We start from the raw sequence: 24,406 nt of genomic DNA, 5'->3' as shown, positions 1-24,406 counted from the left end.
TTTTTAACTTTGAGGTTTTTTAACAATATCGCCAAAAAGTTTTTTTGCATACTCATAAGTTTCAGATTCTTTATTTTTATATTTATCCAAACTAGGTAGTTCAAACATTTTGATTTCTTTTTCTTTTAAATCTTTTCAATTTTTTAAGCAATAATCTTTTGCAATATCAAATTGTTTTTGACTTATTGCAATTACATTTAAATATCGATTAAAAATTAAATTTGTCGCTTCAATTAAATCTTCAGTATTGGCTCTTAAATTAAGTTGATGAACTTTGCTTAGATCATCAGATTTTAAAACAATAAAATCTTGGGTACTAAAAAGAATTTTGAATGCTGCTAGTAGTTCAATTAGATGCGGATATTTTTCTTGCAATTTCGTTTTTATCATATTAAAGTATGTTGCATCTAAATTAATTTGGCTTTTACTTTGTTCTCAATTATATAAACCTAATTTGATATATTGATAAATAAAGGCTAACTTATTAATATCTTCTTGGTTAATTTCGGGTTTTAAAATATCAATATTTTTTTCTTCATTAAAGCTTGTATACTCTGGATTAATAATGTTATCCAAGAAATTCTCATGCCTATTTATTTTAGATAAATCACTTATATTTGTAGTTTGTTTTTTGTTTTTATTTTCTTGAGTGATTGAATTATTTTTATTATTATTTTCTAATAAATCATTAGATTTCTCAATGATTTTAGGCTGCGGTTGTTTATCGTATGAATTTGATATATTTGCCAAATTAAAAACATCATTAAATTGTTCAATAGGACTTTTGTTTCTTAGTTCATTTGCATTTATATCTTTTTTTTCAGTAACAATTTCTTTATCTCAAGAATTATTTGGCGTTTCGATAGTTTTATTATCTGAATAAACTTCCTCGTATGCAAGGTCTTTGAATTTTTCTTCTTGAACTACTTGATTGGTATAAAAATCATTATAAGATGCCATTTTTAATAGATATAATTCAAAAATTTGTTTAGGAATATCTGAATTTTTAATTTCAATCATTGCTTTTTGAATTAATTCTAAATAAAAAGACAAACTATCATCGTCAAATGCAAGAGTACTTAAATTGCTTTTTTGATTAAATTCTAATAAACTTAAATCATTTGTTTTTTTTCAAACATAATAGTCTTTTAGTAATTTAAAAATTTGCATCAACAGTTTTTCAATACTTGCACCATTTTCAATTAAATAATTATATTTTTTAATTAAATCTTGGTGGTTATGGTTTTTAATTGCATTTAAAAGATACAAAATGTTATTTATATCAACAATACCATATAGCTCTTCAATTGCTTCTTTTGTAATTAATTGGTTTGCACAATAAATAGACACCTGATCAGCTATGCTTAAAGTATCCCGAAAGCTGCCATTACCTAAATCAATAATTAATTTAATAGCATCTTCATTAGCATTAATATTTTCTTTTTTAAAAATATTGCTTAATTGAAAAAAAAGTGTTTCTTTATCAATCTTTTTAAAATTAAATCTTTGTACACGACTTAGAATAGTTAGCGGAATTTTTTGAGGATCAGTTGTTGCTAGAATAAAAATAACATGTTTCGGAGGCTCCTCAATTGTTTTAAGAAGTGCATTAAAGGCAGCCTTAGATAGCATATGAACTTCATCAATAATATAGATTTTATATTTTGATTTTGCTGGTAGATGCTTAATTTTTTCTCTTAATTCTCTTATATCATCAATCCCAGTATTGGAAGCTGCATCAATTTCAATAATATCAATATTTTGATTTAAATCATTGATACATTGCTCACATGGATTTTCATCAATTCTATGGCTACAGTTAATTGCATTAGCAAAAATTTTGGCAGTTGAGGTTTTTCCATTGCCATGTGGTCCACAAAATAAATAAGCATGCGTTAATTTATTTTCTTTGATGATGTTTTTTAGTGATTCAATAATGCTTTTTTGGCCATATACTTCATCAAAAATTTTTGGACGATATTGACGATATAGTGCTAAATATTTTTTTTCAAATGACATTGCAGCTCCCTTAAAATATACATATATTTTACCAAATTAGCATGGCAAAAAAAGCCTAAAAAAATTTTAATTTTTCTTTCTTATTTGACTTAATTTAAGCAATAGCTAAAATACAAATTTTATTCTTTATAATAATATATTATGAATAAAGTTAATAAGGTTATTGATGAAATAAATAAAAGAAATTTCTTTACATTTTTTTTACTAGCAATTATTTCCTTATTTGTTGTTGTTTCCTTTTTTATTGCAAGTAGCCTTTTGTTTTTTAATAAGAATAATAGTTTTATTTCTAAAGGTAGTTTTATTGGAATTATTAGTTTAAGTATCTTAAGTTTAATTATTATTCTTTTAGTATTTGTGAGTTTTTTTCCTTTATATAAAGAAAGATATTCACTAGATCATTTGAAGTTATTAAAAACACTTTTTTATTTAGTTATTATTTTAATTATTTTAGGCGCAGTTTTAATTATTTGAACTTTTCTATTCAATTCTACTTATCAAAAAATAATTAAAATTATTCACTTAAAAGATGATCCAGTTTTTCTTATGAACACAAGGACTTTTTATAAACTAAAAATATTTAGCCTTATTATAAATTCAGTCCTTATTTTAAATATAATTACAATAGTATCAATAAATACTTTTATCAAAATTAGGGGCAAAATTTAAAAAATATGAGGTATGTAAAATCATGTGGGGCAGTGGTATTGCATAACATTGAATCAAAGTTATATGTTTTACTTGTACAACAAATTGCAGGGCACTGAATTTTTCCTAAGGGAAGAGTAGAAGGCAATGAATCAGAAGAGCAAACAGCAATTAGAGAAGTGAAGGAAGAAACTAACGTCGACATTGAACTTCTTCCTAACTTTAAAGAAAAAATTAATTATTCACCATTTTTTAATGTGACAAAAGATGTTATTTATTTCTTAGGCAAGCCAAAAAACTTTAAGTTAAAAAAGCAAGTTGGCGAAATTGAAATTGTTGAATGAGTAAAAGTAGACGAAGCTTTAAAAAATCGCATCACCCATGACCAAAATAAAGAAGTGTTAGAAAAAGCAATTAATTTCTATATCAATAATTTTTGGGAATATGAAAAAAAATAAGCCTAGAATTTCTATCTAGCCTTATTTTTTTATTCTTCTTTTTTAGCTAAAGATTCGAAGCTATACTTAAATTCTTTAAGGATTTCAGCCTTCTTTTCAGCAAGAATTTGCAATATTTGTTTTTCATCTAAATTCTTTTTTTCTAAATGCGCTTTTTCAGATTCTAATAGAAAACCAATAAATTCTTGTAGATTTTGCATGCTTTGTTTGTTATTTGTTTCATTTTGATTAGTAACAAAAGGAAAATCAAAATCAGAGTTATTTGCAGGAAGAGCTTCATAGTTATTAAGTAAATTAGCAGCACATTCCATAGCAATGCGATTTGTAAGGTCTTTAAATTTTTTGGAACCTAGTTTTGTATAAACTTGGTATGGATTTTTTTGGGCATATTGCACTAAGTGAGTGCTACGACGCAATTTATCCATAACATTAATATGATCTTGTCAACCACTATCAAAAACATTAAGAATGATATTTCGCTCATTTTTTACTAAAGAAGAAATACCATATTTATCTATAATATTTTGTCTTAAAATATCATATTCTTTTTTTCAGATGTCAATAATGTATGCAATTAAATCATCCTTATCCATCTTTTTAATTTCATCTACATTGAATTTATGTTTTGTTAGCAACATAAAATTACTATTTAGATATTCAACAAATCCTTCAAAATCAATGGTGTCATTCTTTTTAACAAAATATGGATTATTAACAATTTGGAAAACTGCTACTTCAAACATTTTATGAATAATTGAACCTAAATCATCACGATTTAAAATCAAATCACGTTGTTCATAAATCAAATCACGTTGTTGTCTGATAACGTCATCAAAGTTTAAAACACTTTTTCTACTATCATAATTAAAGCCTTCAATTTTCTTTTGTGCTCTTAAAAAAGCACTACGAATAGCTTTACCTGGAATTGGATTTGATCCATATTCTTTAAAAATTTGTTTTCATTGGTCTTGCACTGAAAATCTTAAGATTAGTTGGTCATCTAAAGATAAAAAGAATTTAGTATAGCCAATATCTCCTTGACGTCCTGATCTACCTTTTAGTTGGTTATCAATCCGACGTGACTCAGCTTTTTCAGTTCCAAGCACATACAGACCACCATTTTTAATTGCTTCTTTTGATGGTTTAATATCAGTTCCCCGTCCTGCCATATTTGTAGCAATTGTAACAGCTCCAGCTTCACCTGCTTTGGAAATAATATCAGCTTCGGAGGCATCTTGTTTGGCATTTAAAACTGTATGTGGAATGCCTTCATCTAAGAGATATTCATGCAAGATTTCTGAATCTTCAACTTGCGCTGTTCCAATTAAAATTGGTTGTCTACGTTGATATGCTTTTTTAACTTCTTTTGTTACAGCTTTTCATTTCGAATGCATATCGACATATATTTCATCTTGGTCATCAACACGCACAACTGGTTTATTAGTTGGCACTACATTAACTCGCATATTATAAATATCAATAAATTCTTTTTCTTCAGTTTTGGCCGTTCCTGTCATTCCACTGATTTTTTTAAATAATCTAAAGAAATTTTGGTAAGTAATTGTTGCTAATGTTTTAGTTTCTGATTCAATTTCAACTCGTTCTTTAGCTTGAATTGCTTGTTGCAGACCTTCTGAATAAGCTCTTCCTTCCATAATCCGACCTGTAAAAGAATCAACAAGTTCAATTTTGTCATTTCGCACAATGTATTCGACATCTAATTTCATAACTTTATGTGCTCTTAGAGAATTTTGAATCCGGTGTACTAATTCAGAATTTTCAAGATCATAAAGATTATTAAAATTGAAATACTTATTTGCCTTTTCAATTCCAGCATCAGTTAAATATACTGATTTTGTTTCTTCATCAATAAAATAATCATCATGATTCAAAGTTCTAACAAACAAATCAGCTATGTTATACATTGCACTTTCTTCTTGGTCGCCACCTGAAATAATAAGAGGTGTTTTTGCTTCGTCAATTAAAATTGAATCAACCTCGTCAAGTAAAATGAAATCAAGTCCTCTTTGGACCTTTTCTTCTTTAGTCATTGCCATATTGTCACGTAAATAATCAAAGCCAAGTTCGGAGTGCACTGAATAAACAACATCACATGCATAGGCTTCTCTTTTTAAATGTGCTGGCATTTGTGCTTTGTTAATTCCCACACTTAAACCTAAAAAATTAAAAACAAGTCCCATTTCTTCGGCATCACGTTCGGCTAGATATTCATTAACAGTTGAAACAATAACACTCTGTCCACTTAGGGAATTTAAATAAACAGGAGCAATTGAGGTTATTGTTTTTCCTTCTCCTGTTTTCATTTCAGCAACAGAACCTAAATCAAGAATAATCCCCCCAATCATTTGCACATCAAACGGTCTTTTTCCTAAAATTCTTTTAGTAGCTTCACGGGCTACTGCAAAAACTTCGTGGCGGATATCTTCAGGACTTTCGCCTAATTTGATTCTTTCTTTAAATTCAATTGTTTTATTTTTAAGTTCAGTGTCACTTAATAAAGAAATTTCAGGTTCTAAGGCATTAATTTTTTTTAAAGTGTGTCAAGCAATTCGCATTTCAGTTGATTCGAATTTAAAAAATTTCATAATTTAATATTTTATATTAAATTTAGAAGTTAATAAGAAATAAAAAGCAAACATCATATAATGCTTGCTTTTTAGTTTTTTTAGTTTTTTTTAGGTAAATAGTCTTAATGTATCTTGATTAAATACTTGGTATACACCAATAATTAACCCATAAAGCATAAAGCCTAAAGTGATTAATCCAATGATTACTGTAAATAGTATTCAAAAGATCCGCATTGTCTTTTTTGCAACTCTTTTGCCTTTATTTTTTGTTGCTAGAGAACTATAATCTTTGTATTCCATAATCTTATCCTTTTGCTCCGCTTCCTCTTCTTGAAATTGCTGCCATTATTCTTTTTCTTAGAATAAAGTAAACAATAATCATAGGAATAACTGCTAATAAAGTAGCTGCCATTCTTACAGATAAAACAATTTGAATTTGTCCAGGAGCAACTTCATGTCTACCAGTTGTAAACAATCATAAGTTAATTGGTGCATAATATCCAGCTGTTTCACCAGGAGCTGAATCTCATAGCAAAGCAGGTCATGTATATGAGTTTCATGAGGCAATTGCTGTTAGAATAATAACTGTTCAAGTTGTTGCTTTTACCATTGGAAGCGCAATATTAAAGAAGTATTTAAAACCATTTGCTCCATCTAGCATGGAAGATTCTTTTACTGAGTTAGGAATTGCATCAAAAGAATCTCTATACATATAAGCATTGAAGATTGAAGTTGCAAATGGCACAATCATAGCAACAATGATAAATGGATTTTTAGTACCAAGTCATCCAGCTTTGGATACTAGAGTATATTGTAAGGAAATAAGTGTAATTTCAGGTATCACAATTAATGCTAGAAGGATATTGAAAAATACGTTTTTTCCTTTTCAGTTTTTCATTGCAAGTGCATATCCTAGTGTTATTGCAAAGAATAATCTAACAATGACAGATAGCGCAGCAAAACCGGCTGTAAATACAAGTGATTGTAAATATCCTTGCTCAATTGCACCCTTAAAGTTAGAAAAGAATAAACTTGTTCCTAAATTGCCACTAAATTCCCTATTTGCTGCAAGATATTTTTCATAACTAAATGGTCATCAAGCAATACTAAATCCAGGGTTTTCATAGAATTTTGGGTCTACTAGTGCTTGTTCAATCATGAAATAAAATGGAAGAATTACTAAGAAGCTAAAAAACGTTAGGATGGTTACTTTAAATGCTCATTCAAAAAGTTTGCCTAAAACATTTGTTGTTGAATAAGGTTTACTCATCAACTCCTGTTTAGATTTTAAAGCTGATTTTTCTCTTTTGTATCTCAGCTTTAAGCTTGTTAACAACATTTTTTTCTCCTAATTTGATTTTTGCTTTATAGATTAATGAAACGAACTTTCTTAATGAGAATGATAAAGTAACACCTAATACAAATAGAAACACTGATGATGCCATTGCTCTACCAAAGTCCCCACTTGAGAATCTAACTGCTTGGAAGATATAAATTAATAGCGAACTTCCATTTTCAGCAATTGCATCAGTAGCATTATTGTTATATAGTGCTAGTGGAAAGACTTTAATTCCGTTGATGATTCCAATTGTAAATAGAAATGAAAGTGTTCTTTGGATTGATGGTAGAGTAATCATAAAGAATTGTTTTGAAGTAGATGCGCCATCGATTGCTGATGATTTATATAAATCTGGGTTTACTGATAGCATTGCAGTTGTTAGAATTAAAACTTGAAATGCTAGTCCTCCTCAAACTCCCCGAATTAGAATAACAATAAATGGATTTCATCTACTTGATGAGTTATATAGAAGTGGAACAATAGCTCCTTCATTAGCTCTACCAAAAATGGCTGTAAATGTTAATGAAACAGCAACAGCACCAGTCATATATGGTAAAAAGAATACTGTTTGTCAGAAGTTTTGGGCATATTTTCTTACAACCATAGTAATGGCAGTACTAATTAGAATAGAAATCATTAAACCAATTGGTAATGCTGTTACTGCGTATACTAATGAGTTAACTAATGCAACTTGGAATTTTGGGTCATTTAGAATACCTACTGTTCCGCCCTTGCTTGCATGTCAATAGTGATCAAATGATCAGCCATATGTAGTAAATGTTACTCTTGATCTAAATGAACCAATAATAACAAAGATAAATGGAATAACAACCATGAAAAATAAAGCGATTAATGATGGTAACATTAAAAGAAATGGTTTTCAAAATGGCGTTTTGGCATTTAAAATACTTAAAGCTTCGCCAGTTTTTTTAATCCGATATTTTTTTCAAAAATATGTTTTCATTAAATTCTTTCCTTTGTATCAATATCGAATAGATGATACAACTCTTCTCTTTTAATGCTTAGTTTAACATTTTCGCCAATTTCATATTTAGTTTTAGCGCCTAAGAAAACATTAGCAACACGGTTAATTTCTTTAATAAAGATTTGTGCTTGAATTTCTTTTCCTAGATATTCAACTAATTTAATGTCCCCACTAATAATTCCATTTTCATCTTCAACCAATGATTCCCCTCTAAATCCAAGACTAATTTTATTTTTCTTGTATCCAGCTGGTGCTTTTGTTAATTTCTTTTTGTTATAGTAAACATAGCCGCCCTTAACATCAGTTTCAAAAACTGTCATTTCTGGCATACCTAAGAATTTGGCAACAAATTCATTTTTTGGTTTTAGGTATAAGTCCATTGGAGCACCAATTTGTTGTACCTTAGCTGTTGACATACAAATGATTTTGTCACTAATTGACATAGCTTCTTCTTGGTCATGAGTAACAAAAACAGTTGTAATTCCTAGTTCTTGTTGAATTGAACGTATTCATTTTCTTGTTGAAATCCGAAGTTTTGCATCCAAGTTTGAAAGAGGTTCATCTAATAGAAGAATTTTAGGTTTTTTAACGATTGCTCTAGCAATAGCTACCCGTTGTTGTTGCCCACCAGATAGTTGAGTTGGACGTTTTGATAAATTCTTTGTAATTTCAACTCTTTGAGCAACATCTAAAACATCTCTTACGATTGCTTCTTCAATAGTTAATACATCTTTAGCTAAATTATTAATTTGAGTTTGCAACTCAGCTGGTAAGGTTAAAATTAATTCATTTAAAGCTTTTTTAGTATTAGTTGAATTAATTTCATTCTTATCAAAAATTGGTTGTAATAATTCTTTAATTGTTTGAGAATAGGTAGATTCTGTTTCTTTTTTTACTGAAATGATTCGATTTTCAATTTTTTTGATTTTATCATTTAGGTCAGATTTTTTTTGTTCTGCAATTTTATTTTGTAGTGCTTTTTTTGCTTCTTTGATTTTGTAATTAAATTCAAATTTAGTTGCATTATATTCAGCAGCATATACATCTTTTAGACCATTAACTTTGTAATTTAAGTTAATGTCTGCTAGTTTTAAATACAATTGTTTTTTTGCTTCTACAACTTCATAGTTGAATGCAATTTTAGCTTTATTGTATTCTGCAAAATATGCGTCTTTTAAGGCCTTAATTTGGTCTTTGGAATCAGTTTCTGATAGTTTTAGTTCCAATTGTTTTTTTGTTTCAGCAATTTTATTTTCTAAAGCTTCTTTTGCTTCAATAACTTTTTGATTATATTTAGCATTTAATTCATTGTATTGCTCATTTTGTATTTTCTTTAATTCTTTTGTATCTTTAGATTCATCTAAAATCTCAATTGAATTTTCTTGTTCAGAAATTTCATTTTTAGCTTGAGCTTTTGTGTTTTTATCTTCTAATGCAATTCTTTTAATTTCTTTTTTGGTTTCTTTAATATCCATTAACACTTTTTTTGTTAATGCAGATAATTGGGCAGTTTTTTTAGTATGAATAAAGTTATATTCGTTTACTTCATTATCAATTATGTTATTGAATTCTGTTTTTAGTTCTGTTAAATAATTTCTTGTTTCCTTTGGATTATCAATTGAATGATATAACTTGGTTCTTGAATCCTTAACTAAAGAAGGATCAACATTGAAATGTTTGAAAATAATTTCAAATATTTCTTGTTGAGCTAATTTTGATCTTTCAATAGTTTCTTCTTTTCAGTGTTTATCATTCATTAAAGGAAAGGCAATGTTATCATACACAGTCATATGTGGATATAAAGCATAGTTTTGGAAAACTAAACCTAATTCTCTTTGTTGAGGGGAGAATTTTGTTACATCAACACCAGAGAAAAAGATCTTTCCACTAGTTGGACGCAATAGACCAGAAATTGCATTCAAAGTAGTAGTTTTCCCTGAACCTGATGGTCCAAGTAAAGTAACTAACTCACCACGTTCAATGGTGAAAGAAGCATTATCAACAGCTAAAGATTCACCAAAGTCAATTACTAAATCCTTAACTTCAATCGCAGGGATTGATTTTTTTGCATGATAACGTTCTTTTGAAAAACCATGAATCTCTTGCTGTGTTAATCCACTATTCGATTTTTCCATTATTTTTCCTTTATTTAATTATTTATTTTCTTTTTGTTTAATTAAAAATTCATAAAAGTTGTTTTTATCATTCTTAAATATAGAGTGTACACCTTTTGGTAATACTGTTGGATAAAAGAATCTATAAGCATCATTAATTAAAGCTTTACCATGTGCTTCGTATGCTGTTGCAAATTCTTCAGGATTTTTAAATTTGATACTTTTCTTTTTACCATTTAGATTAATATCATTTCCCCCTTTTTTATAAAATCCTCTTTTTTGCAATCATCCTTCATTAAATGCTTTTGCAACATATGGAATTAAATATGAAGCAGGGGATGATTTAATTTTGTCATCGTAATCAAATAAAAAGTTTTTAAAAGCGCTTTCTTGGACTCTAGGCAATGCGAGCCCATTTCTTAGCATTTCAATATCTCATTCTTTTTCAAAGTTATTTCCAAAGAATACATAACCTATAACGCGATCGTGTGATTTATTTGCTCAGTTTTCCGTAATAACCCTTACTTTTGTGCCAACTGGTACCATTTTTTTTGCAAATGCACTATCAATTGATGCTAATGCTCTTTCTTTTGGACTAGCTTTATCATATTCCTCCAATGTGTCAATCATTGGAATTCTTATTTTAATGATTTCACCATTATTAAAATGCTGCTTATTATGTAATTTTCCATTTGTCACTTTTACATATAGTGTATCACCATCAACAACGCTATCAACTACACCTTCAATTGCAAAGAATTTTTCCCAAAAACTTCTCTCTTTGACTTCTTCTTTTCTTGTTTCTAAATCTGTTATAACAGTTTCCTTATATTTTTTATCAAAAATTTTTCCAACTTCATCTAAATTATTAATGCCAAAAAAAGTATCATTTAACCTTAGACTATCATAATATTTATCATTTATTTTTGTACATGAAATAACAACAAAAGGTGATGCAATAATCGGAGTAGTACTTAATACTCATCAAATTTTCTTCATAGTTTATCCTTCATTAAAAACAACACATTAGATGTGTATGTTTTTTAATTTGAAAACATTAATTATTTAAATAATTTTTCAATTTGTGCTAGAAATTCATCAAGTTTAACTTTTTTCCCCGAAGCGACTTTATTGACAATTTGTCTTCCTGCACTGCCAATTGCATCTCTTAATTTATCAGATCTTACTGAAGCAACATCATCAGCAGTTTGATAATCGCTAGGTGAATTTATAGCTTTTTTAAAGTTTTCAAATGCCTTATTTGATGCTTCATTCAATTTTAATTTTGATGTGTCATTATTATTAAAATATGATTTTGTTGGAGATATATAACTTGAATATATATTAAATGCATCAATTGGAGATACATTAGTAAAACTTTCAGTCTTTTTCTTTGTACCAAAGTCTATTTTATCAAGTTTATGTTTGAACATCCAGTTAATAAATAATTTGGTAGCCTTATTTTCACGTTCATTTGCATGAATTAAAACAAATGATGGCCCTTGAACAAATATTGAATTCTTGTCATCAACTTTGCCTTTTAGTGGTGCCGAAACTCAATCAGCATCATCTTTATTTAGCAAGGCTTTTGTATCTAATTCTTTGGTCTTTATAATACTTGAATCTATTAAAGAATATTCGTTTTTATCTCCATCAAAAATTGAACCTAAACTAATAATTTTATCAGCGTAGTCTCCTTTTAATTGATAGGAACCTAATTTTTTGCTTTTACTATCATATCCTAAACGAACTAATTTATATTTACTATAATTATCTTTTACTTTTGCCAATACTTGATCAACTTTTTCTTTAGAGACAAACTTTTTGTCATGCTTTCCAACAGTATCTTTATAATCATTTGAATAAATTTTATTTGTATGATTGTTTATTTTAAATTGAAACAATGATTTCCCATCGCCATTTAAAAGTTCAAATAGGTTTCCTGAATTAATTGAATTCTTTTCATCTTCCACATAATTAATAGTAATTTTATTTTCTTTTATGTATGTGTGTGAATATCCTGCAGTTGAACCTATATTTAAAGCCATATTGTGCTTTGTTAATAAGTTAGAACCAAAGGCTCCTCCACCACCAACTCAAACAGCCCCTGTTTCAATACCTTCAAAGATAATTTCAAGAAGTTCTCTAAATATTTTATTTTGAGGAGTACCAGATTTTTGAAATGACCCATAATCATATCCACCATCAACTGCATGTTCAACAGAAGGTGTAATAAATCCTTTTGATAAATCACCTTTTGTTCTAGCGGCTATCATAACATTAATTGCAGTAGGTAACGAATCAATTCCTAAAATAGGTTTTGATAGATCGTTTGGATACATTTTTCTAGCAGCAATTGCAAATTTAACTAATTTTTCGTATGAGTTAAAAATTTCATCTGATAAATCAAGATTCATTTTTGCGATTTCTTTTTTTACATCTTCTTCATTACTTGCTTTTGCAGACTTCCAAAATTCATCCACATATCCCTTTTTACCATTGGATTTACTACTATAATATTCCATGTATGATTTTAATTTAGTTGACTTGTTTTCGTCTATTTTTACACCCTTTTCTTTTAATTCACTAACTAATTTACCAACAACAATCTTGTTAATGGAATTCATTTCAGATGAAACACCAAAAGGAACTGTTCATTTTTCGTTGTTTGTGTTACCACCAATTCCTTTATTCCCGTTTTTAAATGCATCTGCAAGGTCTAAATCTTCAAATTCTTCATTGCTAAGAGCAAGGTTCATATTATTTTGAGCAAGAATTGATGCAGAAGTTGGATAATTTAGTAAAATATTTCAGAACGTTTTATGTTCTTTAGCTGCCAATTTGTTTGTTAGAGTCCCAGTATCATACCCATTTGGCAAGAATTCGTATTGAACTGGTAAATATCCTTCAGCTTTTTTATCAGGATTTTTCTTTAATCATTCGTTGTAAGAAGCTACTACGCCTTGTAAAGCTTCTCCTTGAACACCACTTTCAGAAAAACCAGTAGCTATCTTTAAGATTCCATCATCTGCTTGATCAAACTGACCAGTTCTATTACATGCAGCAGCAAGTAAAGGAGTGGCTAAAATCGATATACTTGCTAAAGATAATAAAACCTTATTTGTCTTTTTCATTGCTTGTTTTAAAAACCTTTCATTTTTTTTTTTTTTTTTTTTTTTTAGTTTTGTTTGGTTTGCTTTTACGTCTTTTTTTATTGTTATTTTCTTTTATTTTAATTTAGCTTTTTTACAACTAAATTCTAAACTATTTATATCTTTTGTATAAATGTGAAGTTGCTAGGAAACTGTTAAACAAAAACACACTTCAATTAGAAATCTAATTGAAAGTGTGTAATTTTATTTGCGAGTTTTGAATGTGTAATTCACATAAGAAATTGTACTACAAAAAAGCCCTAAAAAAATTTAAATGACTAGGTTTAAAAATCAGTTATTATTTACTATCTTTTTATCAATGATGAATTTAATTTTTTGTAGTCATAGTTGTTAAATGATAAAAAATAAAAATCATTGTAACTATTGTAGTTTTTAATCTTATTTAGAATATAAAATTCATAAATTGAAATTGAAAGCATTAATGAAAAAACAGTTGTTAGAAGAATAATTAAGATTCTTGTAACTGCAGAAATTGAAATATCTTCTTCCATTTCTAAGGAACTTCCTAAATTTTCTCTTATTGGTTCTTTGTTAATTCAAATAATAACAGCTAACAAGAAGGACATGATTAAAAAAGGAATTACTAAATCAAAAATAACGATTTTTGAAATTGCTACTTTTCTTTGCTTATTAAAATTAGGTGTTAAAAATGCATGTAGTGCAAAGTCACTATCAATTTCATTTATTAAATTCTTATAATGAGGGGACATTATTGAGTAATTTAAAATACTTGCAACAATGGAAACAAATGTGGATTTAGTCATTTGTTCAGCATTTTTTAAATATAAGTCTTTAGGGATTTTTGAATCCTTAAAAAAGGTGTATTTTGTTTTATTGCGTAATGAATTTAAATAGCAATAATAACTAAAATAATCTTTAATAAAGGATCTTTTAACTAAATCAAGAAAAATAAAAGCAAACAAAATGGTTAGAATTCCTGAAATAAGTCCAGTTATAACACTAGCTATAATGTCATTAGTTAGCCCTAGAATACCATTTTCAAAATATTTATTTTTAAAAATTGCAACCATATAAATTATTAATAGCCAAGTTGCAAAAATGGCTGTAAGAATTAAAATTGGATATCAATTTGCATATAATTCATGCTTCTTTAGTTTCTTTAATTCCATTTTTCGATTATTCATAAAAAAACTTTTTAATGCCTCCTTTTTATTTAAAGATTAATAATAATAACATAATTATAAACAAAAAATACTTATTCCAAATTTGATTGAAATAAGTATTGTTTTTTATTTTAAGGTTAGATAATCATTTTGATTTTGATTATATGGTGCTCCAGACTGGACTTGAACCAGCACGGCTCTTAACCGGTTGATTTTGAGTCAACTGCGTCTGCCATTCCGCCACTGGAGCTTTGTTTATTTAATCAAAATCAATCTAAAATTATATTTAAAAAATTCCTTATTAAATAAAAAATCTAATTTTTAGTTAGTTTCCTAAATAATTCAAGCGTGCTTTTTGTTTCCCTAATAAAACCATTGATTTCTGATTTTAGTTTGTCAAATTCTTCTTCTTTTTCTTGTATTTCTTTGTTTAGTAGAGCTTTTAGTTTTTCTTTATATTTATTTGAAGTTTCAAAGAAATATGAAAAAAACTGGGAAATTACTTTTTGGAATTCTTCATTCGTTTTAATTTCGACAGCAACTGGAAGATTATCTTTATTATCTTTATATTTTGAAGCATCAAAGCTTAAATTTTTTAAATTATCAAAATCATTTTTTAATTCATTAAATTTGTTTGTAATTTCATTATAAAACTTTAATATTTCAGTGTCAAGTGGATTTGTAGGATTTATATTTTTTATATAATTGGAATTAGTATTAGTATCATTACTTCCTGGATTATTCTTTTTATTTTCTAAAGATTCATTAGTATCCTTATTTGCTTTTGTATTTGGTTTTTCTTGCAATAAATCATTCATGTTTTTATTGCTTTTTTTGTTCTTACATGAAGAAGAAATTAAAGGAAAAGTAGCAAAAGAAACAATTGTTCCCAAAGAAATAAAAGCTTTGCTTTTTTTATTTATAAACATCTTATAAAACTCCTAATAAAATAAAAAAGGCATTATTTTTTGCCTTAATGTTAAAAATAATACACTTTTTTTAAAAAAATACATCTTAAATTAAGTCTAATAAGAAAAATTTTTATTGCTTAATCAAGGTTTTTTATTGATTTAATTTGCTATGTTATTGAAGTAATTAATACCAAAAATCATTAAGATTTATTTTTTAGTTTTTTAGCTTTTATTTTAAGAATAAAAAATAAAAAGATTGTTTTATTAAAAAACTTATATTGCATATAATATTAAATTATGAATTTAGAAGAAGTTTTTGAAGCTCAAAAAATTTTAGATAAAGTCTTTGCAGATGCAATATTAGAAAAAGAAAAGTCTTTTTTTGATAAAAAAATTGTTATTGCTCTTTTAGTTGAATTAGGGGAATTTGCTAACGAAGTGCAATCATTTAAATATTGAAAAAAAAATAAGCAAACTGACAGACAAAAAATTTTAGAAGAATATGCTGATGGCATTCATTTTTTAACTAGTATTGCATATCCTTTATCTGTGCCTTCAAAACTAACTCCCAAAATTAAATATAAGAATTTTGTGCTACAACTTAGTTATACTTACAAGCTTTTTTCCAATCTCATTTACCAAAAAAATAAAGAAAATGTCACCAAAGCCTATGAAGCATATTTAGGTTTAGGACAACTTATTGATATAAGTGAGATTGAAATAATTAAGTCATATATGGCAAAAAATAAAAAGAATTACAAACGAATTCAAGAAAATTATTAAAAAAAAGTAATTCTTATTTTGATAAAAAATTAAAAATAAAAAATGCAGAAAGAAAGAATTTTATTTATCTGCATTTTTAATTACTTATTTATATCTAATTTCGTTTCAAATATCTTCATTAAAATCTTGTAGGAAATTAATTAATAAATCTCCAGCTGCCATTAAATCTGAAATAGCACATACGCCGATAGGACTGTGAAGATATCTTTGAGGTAAAGAAATTGTTAGTGTAGCAGCGCCACCTTTGGCAAATTGTAGCTCATGTGCATCAGTGCCACCGCCCATAGCGACAAATTTATATGCTGGAATGTCATATTTTTTGGAGATTTTTTGAAATTCCTTAACTAATTTAGGATCCATCATAGTGCCTCTATCTTTAATTCTTAGCGCTGCTCCTTTATATAAAGAAGTATTTCCTGCAATTGTATTTGGTGTATCATGAGAAGCACATGTATCCAGTGCAATTGCAATATTAGGTTTTACTAAAGAAACACTACTTCTAGCTCCTCTAGTTCCCACTTCTTCTTGCACTGTACCAACTAAATATAAATCAACATCTAAATTTTTATTTGCAACTTCTTTTGCTACATATTCTAGCACTGTAATACCAGCTCTATTATCCATAGCCTTGCCACCTAATAAATTAGGATCATTAAATAATATAGTTTCTCCTGACATATAAACTAAATCCCCAACACCAACTCCTTGGGATAGTGCATCTTCCTCAGATTTAAAACCAAAATCGGCAAATAATTCATTATTAGTAATTGCTTTTGCTAACTCAGCTTCTTGCATAATATGAATACTTGTATGTCCAAAAACACCTAAGAAAGTTTTATTTGTATCAGTTACTAACTTAGCTTTTGTACCAATAACAGTAGTTGGTCAAATACCACCAATTGGAGATAAAAGCAGTTGTCCTTTTTTATCTATATTTCGCACCATGAATCCCACTTCATCCATATGTGCAGCAATCATAATCTTAGGCGCATTTTTTTTGCTTGATTTTTTTAGGAAAATAATTGAACCTAAATTATCTCTAGAAACTTCAAATCCTAAGTCTTTAAATGCTTCTTTTAACTCATTTGCCACTGGTTCTTCATACCGTGACATCGCTTCTATTTCCATATATTTAATTAACCGATTTTTAAATCATTCTTTTTTATCCATAAGTTATTCCTTTATTTAAATTTATTGAAATCTAACTATTAATATAAATTTTAACAAAACAAAAAAACTAAATAAAATAAGAAAGAAAATAACTTATCTTAAATAAAATTGCAATAAAAAACTAAGTTTTTTTAAAAGTATTTAATGAATAAATAATTAACTAACTTCTTATTTAAAGAAAATCTTTTTTGCCTTATTTTAAAAATGAAATAAAAAATGCCTTTTGAGGGGCATTTTTTAAATTTGAGTCATTTGACAAATGGTGGAGAATGAGGGGCTCGAACCCACGACCCTTGCCTTGTAAGGGCAATGCTCTCCCAACTGAGCTAATTCTCCATTTGGTGACCCTAGCGGGACTCGAACCCACGCATGTATGGATGAAAACCATATGTGTTAACCACTTCACCATAGGGCCATAATGGCGCCGACTATTGGGATTGAACCAACGACCAACTGGTTAACAGCCAGCTGCTCTACCGCTGAGCTAAGTCGGCACTCATTAACAAATGCTTAATTATTATAACTAAAAAATTTAGACTTGATAAAAAAAATAAAAATTTTTCTTTTATTTATTTTTTTAACTAACTTAACCCAAAAAAATCGACGTTATGGTGCTGGCTATAGGATTTGAACCTACGACCCATTGATTACGAATCAATTGCTCTACCAACTAAGCTAAACCAGCATAACTATTATTTTATCTTATTTTTTTTATAAAAAAATTTTTAACCATTCATATTTTAAAAATGGTACAATAGGAGTGATAGTGGGAGAAAGTGTCGATGTTTGGTAAATATGAACGAAATTTAGACGACAAATATAGAGTTGTCATACCTTCAAAAATCTTATCTGAATTAGGTAATGAATTCTTTGTAACAATCGGGTTTGACAAACAATTAATTCTTAGAGATAAGAATGAATTTGAAAAGTTAAGAACTAAACTTGAAGAGAATAACTCTCTTAATAAGGATTTTAGGGAATTGAATCGTTTCATCTTTGCTAATACAGAATTAGTAAACCCAGATAAATCCAACAGAATCAATATACCAAAATATCTTGCTGAAAAAGCCGCTATCAAAAAAAACGTTGTTTTCATAGGTGCTGGAAATATTTGTGAAGTCTTTGCCAAAGAAATCTATGATGCAAAAGAAAGTCAATTTGAAAACGAAACAAGTATTAATGATCTAGCTCAAAAACTATTTGAAGTCGGAGTTAAATTATAAAAAAGCATATTCCTGTTTTATTAGATGAAGTAATTTCTTCACTTAATATCAAAGAAAATGGGATTTATGTTGATTTAACACTCGGCAGAGCTGGTCATAGCCTTGAAATACTAAAAAAAATTCAAAAAAATAATTCAGGTATGCTAATTTGTTTTGATAAAGACAAACAAGCAATAACTGAATCTGAAACAAAATTAAAAGAAATTAGCAATTCTTTTGTTTTAATAAAAAGTGATTTTAGGTTTCTAACTGAAAAACTAGAAGAACTTAATATTAAAAAAGTTGATGGCATTTTAGCTGACTTAGGTGTATCAAGTCCACAACTTGATGAAATAGAAAGAGGATTTTCTTATTCAAAAGATGGCAAACTTGATATGCGAATGGATCAAGATGCAACCTTAGATGCTTGACAGATAATTAATCATTGAAACGAAGAGCAACTTAGATGAATTTTTTCTAACTATGGTGATGTAAAATTTCCTTTAGAAATTGCGAAATCTGTTATCAAAAATCGTCCAATTAATTCTTCTTTTGAATTGAATGAAATTATTAAAACAAGTCTTCCTGCATGATATATCCGCCAAAAAAATCCATCAAAACAAGTTTTTCAAGCAATAAGAATTGCAGTTAATGATGAATTAAATGCTTTAGATGATTTATTAAAGCAAATTCCTTCATTACTAAACAAAAATGGAAGTTTAGCAATTATTACATTTCATAGTAAAGAAGATTTTAAAGTAAAAAAATTCTTCCAAGATTTAAACTACATTGATCCCAAACTAAATAAATTACCAATTCAAACCCAAAAAAAATGGAAACAAAAAATATTTTTCCCTTCTCAAAACGAATTGGAATTAAATAAAAGATCCCGTAGTGCAAAACTAAGAGTAATTACAAAATTAGATTAAAGCTTTTTTTAAAAAAAAATTAATTGCATCTTTTAAATTTAAGTTTTTATAATTTAACATTATTAAAAAAGTAGCTGTAATTTAGATAATGTTTTCCTTTTAATTAAGACTTAAAAAAACTTCAAAATATCTGCTTAATATTTTGAAGTAATTGAGTAATTTGATAAAGGGTTGTAATTAATTAATAACCAAAGTTAGTATTATTATACTATATTAGCTATATATTATTAACTAAATAAAATAAGCATATACTATTTAGAAAAGCATTTTAAAGTTCTAAATCAGAATCTAAATTAGTGTAATTATTTTAAAAAATATCTCAATTTAAGTTGAAAACTAACAATTTTATAATTTATTTAAACCATTAATAAGTACTATTTCGATCAACATTATAAAAAAATAAATTTTTACAATGTTCATTATTTTTTAGCAAAATATAAGCAAAAAAATGGAGGATATTAAATGTCTACAGTTGAAGAATTTAACTCTGTTGCCAAAATTAAAGTCATCGGAGTCGGTGGTGGTGGAAATAATAGTATTCGTGAGATTTTGAATACAAAAATTGATGGTTTAGAATTTATTGTTGCCAATACTGATAAGCAAATTCTAGATAAATTCAATAAAGATGTTACTCTTCAACTTGGCGATCATCGCGGAATTGGTGCAGGTGCTAATCCAGAAGTTGGAAAAAAAGCAGCCGACCATTCAGCCGAAGAGATTAAAAAAAGACTAAAGGATGCAAATTTAGTAATCATAACTGCTGGCATGGGAGGAGGCACTGGCACAGGTGCTTCTCCAGTCATTGCCAAGATTGCTAAAGAGCAGGGCGCTTTAGTTATTGCAATTGTCACAACTCCATTTAAATTTGAAGGAACTAAAAGAAATCAAGTAGCCCTAAAAGGTATCGAAGAGCTAAAAAAACACGTTGATTCTTACATAATTATTTCCAATGATAAATTATGTGAAGAATATGGCGAAATTAATTTTAGTGAAGCTTTTAACATTGCTAATAATATTGTTAAACAATTTATTCACACTGTCATTAGTATCATAGCAATTCCTGGTTTAATCAATCTTGATTTGGCCGATCTTGAGACATTGATTAAAGATGCTGGCGAAACAATTGTTGGCATTGGGAATGCTAGTGGTGATGATGCAGCCAAGAAAGCAATAACAAAAGCAATTAATAGTCCAATTTTAGAAAGCAGTATACATGGGGCAACAAAAGCAATAGTATATTTTTCATCATCAACAAAAAACACAATCAAAGACTTTGAAAATGCAATCAATGAACTAAAAAATGTTGCTGGGCAAGAAATTGATATCATGTTTGGTGTTAGTATGCAAACTAATGAAAACCAAGAAAAACTTGATGAAACTTATGTTTCTGTCATTGCAACTGGCTTTAAAAAAGAAAATAACACAGATGATTTTAGTGACCTTGAAGAAACAAACTATAATGGTGAAGATTCAACGCGAGAACATTTGATTCCTACAAGTTTATCTTCAGCAATAAAACAATCTCATCTAGACGATTCAAATGTCGATGATAATGATTTAATTTTTAAAAACTTCAGAAACTAAGATGATGTAAGAAATTTTAGATAAATCTAATTTTTAGAACAATTAAATCAAAAAGGAGAGCAATCTCCTTTTTTTATATAATTTTTAATTATGTACAAATTTTTTAGTAATAAAAAAATTGATAACTATTTTTTAATTGATGAAGAAACAAAAAAGCATCTCAAAGTAATTCGAATTAAAAGCGCAGACTTTTTAATTAATTATAAAAATGAATTTTATCTTTGCAATCTGGTAGATAACAACAAGGCTTTAATTCAAAAAAAACTTGATATTAATAACGAGTTAGATTATGAAATAATAGTTGCTATACCTCTAATTAAACAAAATAATTTTGAAATAGCACTACAAAAAGCGACTGAATTAGGAGCTACGCAAATTATTCCTTATATTTCAAAATTTACTGACAGTTCAAATTTAAATCTCAAAAACAAATATGAGCGTTTTCAGAAAATTATTCTTGAAGCTTGCCAACAATCTTTTAGAAATAAAATTCCTATTTTAAAAGAAATTCATACTTTTGAGCAAATTATAAATTTAGATATCAAAAACAAAATTCTAGCCTATGAAAATAAAAAAGAAAATCCAATTGCAAAAAGTCTTGAAGATACACTTTTAATAGTTGGTCCTGAAGGAGGCTTTAGTGAGCTAGAAATAAGTTTAGCTAAGCAAAAAAATGTCAATATTGTTTCTTTAACAAAAACAATTTTGCGAGCTGAAACTGCAATTATTTATATGTTGTCAAAAATTAACTAAAAATAAAAAACTTATATTATAATAGGTAAGCATAAATTTAAATTGCAATTTAAATTAATATATTAAAACATATATAAGAAAGAAGAAAGTATGCGTCAAACGACAATTATTAGAAAAGAAATAGTTGATAAAAAATGATACATCATCGATGCAGCCAACGTACCTTTAGGTAGACTTTCAACTCTTGTAGCTTCAATCCTAAGAGGAAAAAATAAGCCAACATTTACACCAAATGTTGACATGGGCGACAATGTAGTTGTTATCAATGCAAAAGATGTTCTTTTAACAGCTAAAAAAGATGAAAAGAAAATTTACTACCACCACACTGGATATCCTGGTGGATTAAAACAAATTACCGCTGCTGATTTAAGAGCTAAAAAACCAGAAGCTTTAGTAGAAAAAGCAGTTAGAGGAATGTTACCACACACTAAATTAGGTCGTAAACAATTTAAAAACTTATATGTTTATGCAAACGCAGACCACAAGCAAGTAAGTCAACAACCAATTACAATCGAGGTTAAATAATGGCAGATAAAGTTAGATACTATGGTTTAGGTCGTCGTAAAACTTCTGTTGCTAGAGTTTATTTAATTCCTGGTAAAGGAAACTTTGTAATCAATGGCAAAGAAGCTGCTCAATATTTAAATTCTGCGATTCTATTAAAAGATGCAAAAAGTCCTTTTAGTGTAACTGAAACAGTTAACCAATTTGATATCTTTGTAAATGTTAATGGTGGTGGTTTAACAGGACAAGCAGGAGCAATTAGATTAGGAATTGCCAGAGCTTTATTAGAAGCTTCAAATAACGAATTCCGTAACAAACTAAAAGATGCTGGTTTCTTAACAAGAGACGCCCGTGTTAAAGAACGTAAGAAATTTGGTCTAAGAAAAGCAAGAAGAGCAAGACAATTTTCAAAGCGTTAAAAATTTTATGATATACTTATATGTGTTTTTACACATATTTGTATAAATGCGAGCATAGCTCAGTTGGTTAGAGCACACGACTGATAATCGTGAGGTCGATGGTTCAAGTCCATTTGTTCGCACCATTTCATTAATTTGGCCTTTAAAACACGCAGTCGCGTGTTTTTTTATAAATCTAAAGTTTATGAAAATGCATCTTATAAAAATAAAAATGTTATACTATATAAGATTAAAAATTATTCCTTGGTAATAATTAAGATTATTGCTAGGTTATGAAAGGTTAATTCATGGTTTCAAAACAAAGAAAAGCAGAGTTAGTAAAAGAATTTGGAAGAAATCCTAAGGATACAGGATACCTACCAGTTCAAATTGCTATTTTAACTGAAGATATTGAATCTTTAAAAAAACACTTTGCAGTTAATAAAAAAGATCTTCACTCAATGCGTGGTTTTATGGCAAAAGTTAATCACCGTAAAGCGCTATTAAACCACCTAAAAGAAGAAGATTACACTTTGTATCAATCAACTATTAAAGCTTTAAATATAAGAAAATAATAAGCAAAAAAATAGTAACAAAAATCCAAGTTAGAAATATAGCTTGGATTTTTTATTTACAAAAATTACTCTGCTTTTTCTTTGTTTTCTAGTCTTTTTAAAGAAATCAAATAATTTAGTTTCCTTCATGAAAATCAATCTTTTTCGCAATCTTTTCTTAGAAAATGCAATCTCTTGTCAATGAATTAAGGCTAAATTCCAAAAAAAAAAAAAAGATAAAATAGTTTTTGTAAATTGAAGCCCTGCTTCCTTTTATTTGGATCCTGGGGTATTTTTAAATTTACAAAATTTATATTTAGTTTTAAATTGTTATCCCTCTCTATTTAAAAATACATATAAAAAATTGATATTTAAAAAATAAATTTAGGAAAACATATATGAAAAAGATTAACAAACTACTATTAGCTTTAGGTTCAGTGTCTTCACTAGCAGCTTTACCTTTAATTGCTGCATCATGTGATAAAGACAAAGACTCTAAAGATAAAACTAAGAAAGCTGAATCTACTACCAAAACAAATACATCAGAAGGGACAACAACAGATTCAAGTAATTCTTCAACAGCTGCTAATACATTAACTGGTCAACCAGCAGAAAGACCTCAAGGGGATGCTCCTAGTTTAGGAAGTGCTCCAAGACCTAAAAACACAAGAGCTGATAAAGAATATGCATTTTGACAAGGTCTTGGAGACTTTAGTTGATTAGGAGCTGAGGAAAACCAACTAGAAGAAGAAAGACTTGAAGAAACAGCCAATTTAGTTACAAAGAATTCTGAAGCAGTTGATGAAGCTGTTAAAAATAACTATGGAAAACTTACTGAAGAAGATCTAAGAAAAGCCGGAGATTGAGAAAAAATCTGAGAAGGTTTAGACCGAAGTTCATCATCATCATCAACAGAACCAGCAGCAACGGTATCATCAACTAGATCATAACAATAATTAAAGATTCGTAGATTAAATATTTTCAATATAAATGTCATATATAAATAAACTAAAACAAAACCTTTAATATATGACTTATAAAAATAGCAGACCCTTATTTATTTGTCTGCTATTTTCTTACTAATTTTCTAAGGAAATATTAGATGTTTTATTCAAACTAAGGCCAATCTAATATTTATTTTAATTGCATTATTCGAATAATAAATAATTC

At 27.9% G+C, this 24,406-nt stretch carries 21 protein-coding genes and 6 tRNA genes; 11 read left to right on the top strand and 16 right to left on the bottom strand.

Features of this window, described 5'->3' with window-relative positions:
- Positions 1-3 precede the first annotated feature (3 nt).
- Positions 4-2,019 carry a DNA polymerase III subunit gamma/tau gene (dnaX, locus tag MAU_RS01975; protein WP_004424675.1) on the bottom strand — a complete coding sequence of 672 codons (2,016 nt, stop codon included), beginning with the start codon at positions 2,017-2,019 and terminating at the stop codon, positions 4-6.
- Between the two features lie 674 nt (positions 2,020-2,693).
- Here dnaX and MAU_RS01965 point away from each other — a divergent pair.
- Positions 2,694-3,125, top strand: a complete 432-nt coding sequence (locus tag MAU_RS01965) for a bis(5'-nucleosyl)-tetraphosphatase (RefSeq protein WP_004424671.1) — start codon at positions 2,694-2,696, stop codon at positions 3,123-3,125.
- A 29-nt stretch (positions 3,126-3,154) separates the two neighbouring features.
- Here the strand turns inward: MAU_RS01965 and secA are convergent, their stop codons facing one another.
- The 10 genes from secA to MAU_RS01915 form a co-directional block, all read right to left on the bottom strand.
- The gene (gene secA / locus MAU_RS01960) at positions 3,155-5,731 is read right to left on the bottom strand and encodes a preprotein translocase subunit SecA (RefSeq protein ID WP_004424669.1); all 2,577 of its coding nucleotides are present in this window, start codon (positions 5,729-5,731) and stop codon (positions 3,155-3,157) included.
- A gap of 90 nt (positions 5,732-5,821) precedes the next feature.
- Positions 5,822-6,013 carry a hypothetical protein gene (locus MAU_RS01955; protein ID WP_004424666.1) on the bottom strand — a complete coding sequence of 64 codons (192 nt, stop codon included), beginning with the start codon at positions 6,011-6,013 and terminating at the stop codon, positions 5,822-5,824.
- 4 nt (positions 6,014-6,017) lie between these two features.
- Positions 6,018-7,052 (bottom strand): carbohydrate ABC transporter permease, encoded by a 1,035-nt coding sequence (locus MAU_RS01950; RefSeq protein ID WP_004424664.1) that lies wholly within the window; start codon positions 7,050-7,052, stop codon positions 6,018-6,020.
- On the bottom strand, positions 6,994-8,016 hold the full coding sequence (locus tag MAU_RS01945) for a carbohydrate ABC transporter permease (protein WP_004424661.1): 1,023 nt from the start codon (positions 8,014-8,016) through the stop codon (positions 6,994-6,996). The genes MAU_RS01950 and MAU_RS01945 overlap by 59 nt, the downstream gene beginning before the upstream one ends.
- On the bottom strand, positions 8,016-10,172 hold the full coding sequence (locus MAU_RS01940; RefSeq protein WP_004424657.1) for an ATP-binding cassette domain-containing protein: 2,157 nt from the start codon (positions 10,170-10,172) through the stop codon (positions 8,016-8,018). The genes MAU_RS01945 and MAU_RS01940 overlap by 1 nt, the downstream gene beginning before the upstream one ends.
- A gap of 18 nt (positions 10,173-10,190) precedes the next feature.
- The gene (locus MAU_RS01935; RefSeq protein WP_004424653.1) at positions 10,191-11,150 is read right to left on the bottom strand and encodes a thermonuclease family protein; all 960 of its coding nucleotides are present in this window, start codon (positions 11,148-11,150) and stop codon (positions 10,191-10,193) included.
- A 62-nt stretch (positions 11,151-11,212) separates the two neighbouring features.
- Positions 11,213-13,285 (bottom strand): P68 family surface lipoprotein, encoded by a 2,073-nt coding sequence (locus tag MAU_RS01930; RefSeq protein WP_004424639.1) that lies wholly within the window; start codon positions 13,283-13,285, stop codon positions 11,213-11,215.
- Between the two features lie 323 nt (positions 13,286-13,608).
- Positions 13,609-14,469 carry a hypothetical protein gene (locus MAU_RS01925; RefSeq protein ID WP_004424637.1) on the bottom strand — a complete coding sequence of 287 codons (861 nt, stop codon included), beginning with the start codon at positions 14,467-14,469 and terminating at the stop codon, positions 13,609-13,611.
- Between the two features lie 144 nt (positions 14,470-14,613).
- Positions 14,614-14,698 (bottom strand) — tRNA-Leu (locus MAU_RS01920).
- Between the two features lie 64 nt (positions 14,699-14,762).
- Entirely contained in the window at positions 14,763-15,377 is a 615-nt protein-coding gene (locus tag MAU_RS01915; RefSeq protein WP_004424634.1) for a hypothetical protein, read from the bottom strand.
- Between the two features lie 279 nt (positions 15,378-15,656).
- Here MAU_RS01915 and MAU_RS01910 point away from each other — a divergent pair, with 279 nt between their 5' ends.
- The gene (locus MAU_RS01910) at positions 15,657-16,142 is read left to right on the top strand and encodes a dUTP diphosphatase (protein WP_004424631.1); all 486 of its coding nucleotides are present in this window, start codon (positions 15,657-15,659) and stop codon (positions 16,140-16,142) included.
- An 84-nt stretch (positions 16,143-16,226) separates the two neighbouring features.
- On the opposite strand, the gene MAU_RS01905 is transcribed toward MAU_RS01910, so the two are convergent.
- From MAU_RS01905 to MAU_RS01885, 5 genes are all read right to left on the bottom strand, one after another.
- Positions 16,227-17,312: a M42 family metallopeptidase gene (locus MAU_RS01905; RefSeq protein ID WP_004424627.1), complete on the bottom strand. Its 1,086-nt coding sequence runs from the start codon at positions 17,310-17,312 to the stop codon at positions 16,227-16,229.
- Between the two features lie 260 nt (positions 17,313-17,572).
- A tRNA-Val gene (locus MAU_RS01900) sits at positions 17,573-17,648 on the bottom strand.
- Positions 17,649-17,651: 3 nt separating this feature from the next.
- Positions 17,652-17,727, bottom strand: a tRNA-Glu gene (locus tag MAU_RS01895).
- A gap of 4 nt (positions 17,728-17,731) precedes the next feature.
- A tRNA-Asn gene (locus MAU_RS01890) sits at positions 17,732-17,806 on the bottom strand.
- Between the two features lie 115 nt (positions 17,807-17,921).
- Positions 17,922-17,997, bottom strand: a tRNA-Thr gene (locus MAU_RS01885).
- A 97-nt stretch (positions 17,998-18,094) separates the two neighbouring features.
- Between MAU_RS01885 and MAU_RS01880 the strand changes: the two genes are divergently transcribed.
- The 9 genes from MAU_RS01880 (at position 18,095) to MAU_RS01835 (ending at position 24,186) form a co-directional block, all read left to right on the top strand.
- The gene (locus MAU_RS01880) at positions 18,095-18,535 is read left to right on the top strand and encodes a division/cell wall cluster transcriptional repressor MraZ (RefSeq protein WP_004424623.1); all 441 of its coding nucleotides are present in this window, start codon (positions 18,095-18,097) and stop codon (positions 18,533-18,535) included.
- Positions 18,529-19,443: a 16S rRNA (cytosine(1402)-N(4))-methyltransferase RsmH gene (gene rsmH, locus MAU_RS01875; protein WP_052000278.1), complete on the top strand. Its 915-nt coding sequence runs from the start codon at positions 18,529-18,531 to the stop codon at positions 19,441-19,443. The genes MAU_RS01880 and rsmH overlap by 7 nt, the downstream gene beginning before the upstream one ends.
- Before the next feature lie 462 nt (positions 19,444-19,905).
- The gene (gene ftsZ / locus MAU_RS01870; RefSeq protein WP_004424618.1) at positions 19,906-21,027 is read left to right on the top strand and encodes a cell division protein FtsZ; all 1,122 of its coding nucleotides are present in this window, start codon (positions 19,906-19,908) and stop codon (positions 21,025-21,027) included.
- Positions 21,028-21,117: 90 nt separating this feature from the next.
- Entirely contained in the window at positions 21,118-21,780 is a 663-nt protein-coding gene (locus tag MAU_RS01865; RefSeq protein ID WP_004424615.1) for a 16S rRNA (uracil(1498)-N(3))-methyltransferase, read from the top strand.
- 90 nt (positions 21,781-21,870) lie between these two features.
- Positions 21,871-22,305, top strand: a complete 435-nt coding sequence (rplM, locus tag MAU_RS01860) for a 50S ribosomal protein L13 (protein ID WP_004424612.1) — start codon at positions 21,871-21,873, stop codon at positions 22,303-22,305.
- Complete coding sequence (gene rpsI, locus MAU_RS01855) at positions 22,305-22,703, top strand: 30S ribosomal protein S9 (RefSeq protein ID WP_004424608.1); 399 nt, start codon at positions 22,305-22,307, stop codon at positions 22,701-22,703. Before rplM ends, rpsI begins: the two co-directional genes overlap by 1 nt.
- A gap of 48 nt (positions 22,704-22,751) precedes the next feature.
- Positions 22,752-22,828, top strand: a tRNA-Ile gene (locus MAU_RS01850).
- A gap of 162 nt (positions 22,829-22,990) precedes the next feature.
- Complete coding sequence (gene rpsO / locus MAU_RS01845) at positions 22,991-23,257, top strand: 30S ribosomal protein S15 (protein WP_004424606.1); 267 nt, start codon at positions 22,991-22,993, stop codon at positions 23,255-23,257.
- A 377-nt stretch (positions 23,258-23,634) separates the two neighbouring features.
- Entirely contained in the window at positions 23,635-24,186 is a 552-nt protein-coding gene (locus MAU_RS01835) for a variable surface lipoprotein (RefSeq protein WP_004424603.1), read from the top strand.
- Positions 24,187-24,406: the final 220 nt, after the last annotated feature.

Source organism: Metamycoplasma auris 15026, assembly GCF_000367765.1.
In the GTDB taxonomy this organism is placed as follows: domain Bacteria; phylum Bacillota_I; class Bacilli_A; order Mycoplasmatales; family Metamycoplasmataceae; genus Metamycoplasma; species Metamycoplasma auris_A.
The sequence above is the reverse complement of the archived record's forward strand: the minus strand, read 5'-3'. Positions and strand labels throughout refer to the sequence as shown.